The 5,811-nt window shown below is 66.0% G+C and carries 6 protein-coding genes; 4 read left to right on the top strand and 2 right to left on the bottom strand.

The features are described from left to right. Positions 1 to 104 precede the first annotated feature (104 nt). From urtD to C666_RS18245, 4 genes are read left to right on the top strand one after another with little or no spacing between them, the layout of a single operon-like run. Positions 105 to 848 (top strand): urea ABC transporter ATP-binding protein UrtD, encoded by a 744-nt coding sequence (gene urtD / locus C666_RS18260; RefSeq protein WP_004347556.1) that lies wholly within the window; start codon positions 105 to 107, stop codon positions 846 to 848. A gap of 10 nt (positions 849 to 858) precedes the next feature. After that, the gene (gene urtE, locus C666_RS18255) at positions 859 to 1,548 is read left to right on the top strand and encodes an urea ABC transporter ATP-binding subunit UrtE (protein WP_004347555.1); all 690 of its coding nucleotides are present in this window, start codon (positions 859 to 861) and stop codon (positions 1,546 to 1,548) included. Between the two features lie 22 nt (positions 1,549 to 1,570). Then, complete coding sequence (fmdA, locus tag C666_RS18250) at positions 1,571 to 2,803, top strand: formamidase (RefSeq protein WP_004347554.1); 1,233 nt, start codon at positions 1,571 to 1,573, stop codon at positions 2,801 to 2,803. A gap of 55 nt (positions 2,804 to 2,858) precedes the next feature. Next, positions 2,859 to 3,203 (top strand): FmdB family zinc ribbon protein, encoded by a 345-nt coding sequence (locus C666_RS18245; protein WP_004347553.1) that lies wholly within the window; start codon positions 2,859 to 2,861, stop codon positions 3,201 to 3,203. A 182-nt stretch (positions 3,204 to 3,385) separates the two neighbouring features. Here the strand turns inward: C666_RS18245 and C666_RS18240 are convergent, their stop codons facing one another. Beyond that, positions 3,386 to 5,068: an alkaline phosphatase D family protein gene (locus C666_RS18240; RefSeq protein ID WP_211206781.1), complete on the bottom strand. Its 1,683-nt coding sequence runs from the start codon at positions 5,066 to 5,068 to the stop codon at positions 3,386 to 3,388. Positions 5,069 to 5,236: 168 nt separating this feature from the next. Further along, the coding region (dmpG, locus tag C666_RS18235; RefSeq protein WP_004347551.1) for a 4-hydroxy-2-oxovalerate aldolase at positions 5,237 to 5,811 on the bottom strand (575 nt) is incomplete at its 5' end.

Raw genomic sequence — 5,811 nt, 5'->3', positions numbered from 1 at the left:
CCCCCCCCCCGGCCGCCCCCGCCGCATCCGCCACGCAGCCCGGCATCGGCATCGGCACCAAGGTCAGCAGCCAGTCGGCCTGACGGCACAGGGAGACAGACATCATGAGCAACACCGACTTCGTCCTCGCGGTGGAAGACCTGACGGTCTCCTTCGACGGCTTCAAGGCCATCGACAGCCTCAACCTCTATGTGGATCGCGGCGAGCTGCGCGTGGTCATCGGCCCCAACGGCGCCGGCAAGACCACGCTGCTCGATCTCATCTGCGGCAAGACCAAGGCCTCGGCCGGCAGCATCAAGTTCAAGAACCAGGAAATGACCAGGCTGCCCGAGCACATGATCGTGCGCGCCGGCATCGGGCGGAAGTTCCAGACCCCTTCCATCTACGAAAACCTCAGCGTGTTCAAGAACCTGGAAGTCTCCTACCCGCGCGGCCGCGGCGTGTTCGGCGCGCTCGGCTTCAAGTGCGACGACGCGGTGAAGGCCAAGGTGGACGAGATCGCCGACATGATCGGCCTCGCCGACCGCCTCGGGCTCGAAGCCGGCCTGCTGTCGCACGGCCAGAAGCAGTGGCTGGAGATCGGCATGCTGCTGATGCAGGACCCCGAGCTGCTGATGCTCGACGAACCCATCGCAGGCATGAGCGCGCGCGAGCGCGAGCTGACCGCCGAACTGCTGAACCGCATCTGCCAGAACCGCTCGGTGATCGTCATCGAGCACGACATGGATTTCGTCGCCCGCATCGCCCACAAGGTCACGGTGATGCACCAGGGCAAGATCCTGGCCGAAGGTTCGATGGACAAGGTGCAGTCCGACCCCAGGGTCATCGACGTCTATCTGGGCCACTGAGGAGAACAGCATGCTCAAGGTATCCAACCTCGTCGTGAACTACGGCCAGAGCGAGGCCCTGCACGGCATCTCGTTCGCCGCCGAACGCAATGAAGCGGTCGCCATCATGGGCCGCAACGGCATGGGCAAGACCACCTTGTTCAAGTCGCTGATGGGCGTGCTGCCGCTGAAATCCGGCAGTGTGGAAGTGGACGGCGCCGAAGTGGGCAAGGACGAAAGCTACCGCCGCGTGGCCAAGGGCATCGCCTACGTGCCGCAGGGACGCATGATCTTCCCCACTCTCACGGTGCAGGAAAACATCGAGACCGGACTGGAAAACGCCAGGGTCAAGAAAGTGCCGGAGGAAATCTACGCCCTGTTCCCCGTGCTGTGGGACATGCGCCGGCGCAAGGGCGGCAACCTGTCCGGCGGCCAGCAGCAACAGCTCGCGATCGCCCGCGCGCTGGTCACCGACCCCAAGGTGCTGCTGCTCGACGAACCCACCGAAGGCATCCAGCCCTCGATCATCAAGGACATCGCGAAGGCGCTGAACGAGATCCGCAAAATCCGCCAGATCACCATCGTCGTGTCCGAGCAAGTCCTCTCCTTCGCGATGGACGTGGCCGACCGCCTGTTCGTCATCGAAGGCGGACGCCTCGTCCATGAAAGCGCGCGCGCCGACACCGACGAAGCCCACATCAAGCAGTTCCTCTCCGTGTAACCCGCCAAGAAAGAGGTGTGCCATGCCTGAAACCCTGATCAAGGTCGACCTGAAGCAATCCCCCTACGAAAACGAAATGGTGCACAACCGCTGGCACCCGGACATCCCGATGGCGTGCTGGGTGAAACCCGGCGACGACTTCGTGCTGGAAACCTACGACTGGACCGGCGGCGCCATCAAGAACGACGACGATGCCGCCGACGTGCGCGACGTCGACCTCAGCACCGTGCACTTCCTCTCCGGCCCGGTCGGCGTCGAAGGCGCCGAGCCCGGCGACCTGCTGGTGGTCGACCTGCTCGACATCGGCGCCAGGGACGAAAGCCAGTGGGGCTTCAACGGCTTCTTCAGCAAGACCAATGGCGGCGGCTTCCTCACCGAGCACTTCCCGCATGCGCAGAAATCCATCTGGGACTTCGAGGGCATGTTCACCAAGAGCCGCCACATTCCGGGCGTGCGCTTCGCCGGCCTCATCCACCCCGGCCTGATCGGCTGCCTGCCCGACCGCAAGATGCTCGATACGTGGAACGAGCGCGAAGTGGACTTCATCGCCACCCAGCCCGACCGCGTGCCGCCCCTGGCCAATCCGCCCGCGCCCAGGACCGCGCACATGGGCAAGCTCAAGGGCGATGCGCGCGACAAGGCCGCCGCCGAAGGCGCTCGCACCGTGCCGCCGCGCGAACACGGCGGCAATTGCGACATCAAGGACCTGTCGCGCGGCGCGCGCGTGTTCTTCCCGGTGTACGTGAAAGGCGCCGGCCTGTCGGTGGGCGACCTGCACTTCTCGCAGGGCGACGGCGAAATCACCTTCTGCGGCGCCATCGAAATGGCCGGCTGGGTGCACATGCGGGTGAGCCTGATCAAGGGCGGTATGGAGAAGTACGCCATCAGGAATCCCATCTTCAAGCCCAGCCCGATCACGCCCAACTACAAGGACTACGTGATCTTCGAAGGCATTTCAGTGGATGAACAAGGCAAGCAGCACTACCTCGACGTGCACGTGGCCTACCGCCAAGCCTGCCTCAACGCCATCGAATACCTGAAGAAGTTCGGCTACTCCGGCGCCCAGGCCTACTCGCTGCTGGGCACCGCGCCGGTGCAGGGCCACATCAGCGGCGTGGTGGACATCCCCAATGCCTGCGCCACGCTGTGGCTGCCGACCGAGATCTTCGACTTCGACATCAACCCGACGGCCGCCGGCCCGACCAAGTTCATCGACGGCGCCGTCGACCTGCCGATCGCCTACGACAAGACCTGACCGCCATACGCCAGACGGGCCGCCCCCGCGCGGCGGCCCGTACCGGGAGCACACCATGCCAACCTACGAATACTTCTGCGAAGACTGCGGCGACTTCTCCGCGCTGCGTCCGATGAGCGCCCGCAACGAAGCCTGCCCCTGCCCCCGCTGCGGCACCGCATCCTACCGCGTCATGCTCAGCGCCCCCACCCTCTCCACCCTGGACGCAGCCGCCCGCGGCGCCCACGCCACCAACGAACGTGCCGCCCACGCGCCGATGACCAGCGCCGAATACGCCGCGCGCCACAAGCACGGGCCGGGCTGCGGATGCTGCGGCGGCAAGCCGTCGAAGTCGACGCTGCGCGCGGCGGACGGGTCGAAGGCGTTTCCGACGAAAAGGCCGTGGATGATCAGCCATTGAGGACGCCGCAAGGACGCCACTCGAATGCGTGATGCCAGCAACCATGGGCGGCGAGGCTGCCAGGCGTCGCGCGCGCTGCGCCTCCCCGCCGCCGACCGAAGCCGATGCAAGGCGGGAAAGCGCGCGCGCCCTCGCAGCGGCGCCACTCCTGTGAGGCGACAGCGGCGGCGATACGGCCGGGATCAAGCCGCGTAGCGTGCGACCCGGCCCGTTTCCGCCGTGTAGTCACGCGAAATCACGGTATCGACGAACACCCACTCGCCGCGCGCCTCATCCGCGGTGAAATGCATCTTGAGGTAGCCGCGGCGAGAAGCGTCGACCCACTTGAGGTCATCGATGATGGCCGTGAAAATCTGCTCGAGTTGCGCGGCGGGCAGCGCCGACAGCGTCGCTTCGAAGCCGGGCGAGCTGATGCTGGTCGTCGCGAACTCTTCACCGACCTTCACCCCCGCCAACGCCGGATCGGCCAACCCCTTCAGGGTCAGGTCACTGTGCCAGGCGTTGTGGGTGTCGCCGGCCAGCGAGACGACACGCTTGCCCAGTTGATGGGCCGTGGCCAGCACCGCTTCACGTGCGGCGATGTAGCCGTCCCAGGCATCGAGGTTATAGCCAAGCCGGGGATTCTGCTGCGGATCGAGCAAGGCGGCCTCGGCGGGGGCGAGCACCAGTCCGGCGTCCTGCTTGGCCTTGGCCTCCAGATAGGCGGCGATGGCCTGCATCCCGGCGGCCTGCGCCTCGGGCGAGATATTCTCGGGGTTGAGCGCCGCCAGCACCGAAGCCGGCACCTCCATGCGTCCCATCAGCACCTGCTGGCCGAACACCTGCCAGTTCGCGCCCGACGAAGCCAGTTGCGACTGCAGCCAGGCGAATTGTTCGGCGCCCAGCAATTGCCGGCTCGGCGAGGTGAATTCACCATAGGCCAGCGCCTGTTCCGCCGCGCCCTCCAGCCCGGCCAGCGCACCCAGCGACACCTGCTTGTCGCGCCCGACGACGCGGGTATCGAGCATGTGCAGCGACACCAGGCGGCCGAAATCGAAGCGGCGATAGATGTGGTCGTGCATCGCCCCGGTACGGATCGGCATCCACTCGTGATAGGCCTGCAGCGCTGCATCACGCCGCGCGCCAAAGCGGCCCTCGTCGGCGTCGTGATTTTCCGCGCCGTCCTTGTAGGTATCGTTGGCGATCTCGTGATCGTCCCACACCGCGATCATCGGCATCGCCGCATGCAGGCGCTGCGCGTCGGGGTCGGACTTGTACTGCGCATGGCGGAGGCGATAGTCGGCCAGGGCAAGCAGCTCGCCGGCCGGCACCGACACACGGCCAAGCGTAGCAGCGTTCTCGTCGGCGTAGCCGCCGACCTCGTATTCGTAGATGTAGTCGCCGAGGTGGATGGCGAATTCAGCGTCGCTCTGGGCGATTTCACGGTAGACGTTGAAGTAGCCCGCCGGGTAATTGGAACAGCTCATCACGGCGAAGCGAACCTCACTCACGTCACCCGCCGGCAGGGTGCGGGTGCGGCCAACCGGAGAAGTCTGGTCGCCGGCACGGAAGCGATAGTAATAGACGCTGCCGGGCTGCAGTCCGCTGGCATCGACCTTGGCGGTGAAATCGCTGTCCATGGCCGCGCTCAGGGTGCCGCTGCTGACGAGCGTGGAAAAATCCTCCACCAAGGACACCTCGTAGACGAGCTCCACCACGGCATCCGAATCCGGTCTGCGCGCATGCGTCCACAGCACGACCCTGTCAGCAAGCGGGTCGCCGCTGGCAACGCCATAGTCGAAACGCGCCGGCGCCTGCACGGTTTCCGAAGAGCTGTCGGACAAACAGCCCGACAGCCCCGCCCCGCTCGCGGCAACAGCGGACATGGAAGCGAGGCGGCGGATGAACGCGCGCCGATTGAGGATTTGCGACATGCTTGCCCCTACGGAGATGGAAGAGTGACGGCATCTTCCCAGGGGCGAGTGAAGGCTGAATGACGAAGATACGAGCGGCGCACGGGTCGCAGGCGTTTCCGATGCAAAGGCCGTGGATGATCAGCCATTGAGGGGCGCGGGCACCATTCCCTTCGCCCTTGCGAGGTTCATGGCCGTATCCTCGATCATGTCTTCCTGTCCGCCGACCATGCCACGCCGGCCCATCTCCACCAGGATCTCGCGCGCCGGCACGCCGTACTTCTTCTCGGCACGCTTGGCGAACAGCAGGAAGGAGCCGTACACCCCGGCGTAGCCCAGCGTCAGCGCGTCGCGGTCGATGCGGATCGGGAAGTCCATGATCGGCACCACGAGGTCCTCGGCCACATCCTGGATCTTGAACACGTCCACCCCGGTCTCGATCCCCATCAGCGCGCACACCGCGATGAACACTTCCATCGGCGTGTTGCCCGCCCCTGCACCGAGGCCGGCCGCCGCCGCGTCGATCCGCGTGGCGCCCGCTTCGAGCGCCGCCAGGCTGTTGGCCACGCCCATCGCCAGGTTGTGGTGGCCATGAAAGCCCAGTTCCGTTTCGGGCTTCAGCGCTTCGCGCACCGCAGCGATGCGCGCCTTGACCGTGTCGGGCAGCAGGTGCCCGGCCGAGTCGGTGACGTAGATGCAGTTGGCGCCGTAGCCTT

This window comes from Thauera linaloolentis 47Lol = DSM 12138 (assembly GCF_000310205.1).
In the GTDB taxonomy this organism is placed as follows: Bacteria; Pseudomonadota; Gammaproteobacteria; order Burkholderiales; family Rhodocyclaceae; genus Thauera; species Thauera linaloolentis.
The sequence above is the reverse complement of the archived record's forward strand: the minus strand, read 5'-3'. Positions and strand labels throughout refer to the sequence as shown.